This window comes from Lachnospira intestinalis, assembly GCF_040095895.1.
GTDB lineage: Bacteria > Bacillota > Clostridia > Lachnospirales > Lachnospiraceae > Lachnospira > Lachnospira intestinalis.
Map to the genome: position 1 here is coordinate 1 of NZ_JBBMFS010000027.1, position 1,543 is coordinate 1,543.

A 1,543-nucleotide genomic window follows, 5' to 3' on the forward strand; every position below is an offset into this window, starting at 1 on the left:
AAGCATGCTTCGCTACTTTTGTTCGCTCCGCGTCACATTCTCGGGTTGCATGACGGATTTGCCTGTCATACCCCTCCCATGCTTGCACCGGATTTTCCTTTTCCGGCTCATGCCTTCCTTCTGTGTCCCCACAGTTCTGATTTAATGCAGTACAGGAATTTCAACCTGTTGTCCATCGGCTACGTCTTTCGACCTCGCCTTAGGTCCCGACTTACCCAGGGCAGATCAGCTTTACCCTGGAAACCTTAGATATTCGGCCATGAAGATTCTCACTTCATTCTCGCTACTCATTCCGGCATTCTCTCTTCAAGACAGTCCACGTATCCTTACGGTTACGCTTCGTCCCGTCTTCAATGCTCCTCTACCAATCCCGTAGGATTCCCAAGCTTCGGTGTCGTGTTTCAGCCCCGGACATTTTCGGCGCAGGACCTCTCGACTAGTGAGCTATTACGCACTCTTTTAATGTGTGGCTGCTTCTGAGCCAACATCCTAGTTGTCTTCGAAATCCCACATCCTTTTCCACTTAACACGCACTTTGGGACCTTAGCTGTGGGTCTGGGCTCTTTCCCTTTTGACCACCCAACTTATCTCGTGCAGTCTGACTCCATGACACCATCTGGCCGCCATTCGGAGTTTGATATTCTTCGGTAGGCTTTGACGCCCCCTAGGAAATTCAGTGCTCTACCTGCGGCAGACTTGTCATGGGCTAGCCCTAAAGCTATTTCGAGGAGAACCAGCTATCTCCGGGTTCGATTGGAATTTCTCCCCTATCCACACCTCATCACCACCCTTTTCAACGGATGTGTGTTCGGACCTCCATTGCCTTTTACGGCAACTTCATCCTGGACATGGATAGATCACCCGGTTTCGGGTATATGACAGGCGATTAGAACGTGCTTTTCACACTCGCTTTCGCTTCGGCTCCGTACCTGAAGTACTTAACCTTACCACATGCCATAACTCGCCGGACCGTTCTACAAAAAGTACGCCGTCGCACATATATAGTGCTCCGACAGCTTGTAAACACAGGGTTTCAGGTTCTCTTTCACTCCCCTCCCGGGGTCCTTTTCACCTTTCCTTCACAGTACTATGCGCTATCGGTCACTGGGTAGTATTTAGCCTTACGGAGTGGTCTCCGCTCATTCCCACAAGGTTTCACGTGTCTCGTGGTACTCTGGATCCTGCCATGTTGCTTTCGATTTCGGATACGCGGCTTTCACGCTTTTTCGCCGGACTTCCCAGACCGTTCTCCTATCAATCGCAAATCAATTATGCAGTCCTAACCCCACAGAATAAATTCCGTGGTTTGGGCTCTTTCCCGTTCGCTCGCCGCTACTTGGGAAATCGATGTTTCTTTCTCTTCCTCCGGGTACTTAGATGTTTCAGTTCCCCGGGTTCCCTCCCATGCGTTATGGATTGGCGCATGGGTACTTGAGGTCTGCTCAAGTGGGTTTCCCCATTCGGACATCCGCGGCTCAATGGATATTTGCTCCTCCCCGCGGCTTTTCGCAGCTTATCACGTCCTTCTTCGGCTCCCAGTGCC

The 1,543-nt window shown here is 51.1% G+C and carries 1 rRNA gene; it reads right to left on the minus strand.

The window, feature by feature from the left end:
• Window positions 1-1,543: ribosomal RNA gene (locus WMO37_RS14810) — 23S ribosomal RNA — on the minus strand; the annotation flags it as partial.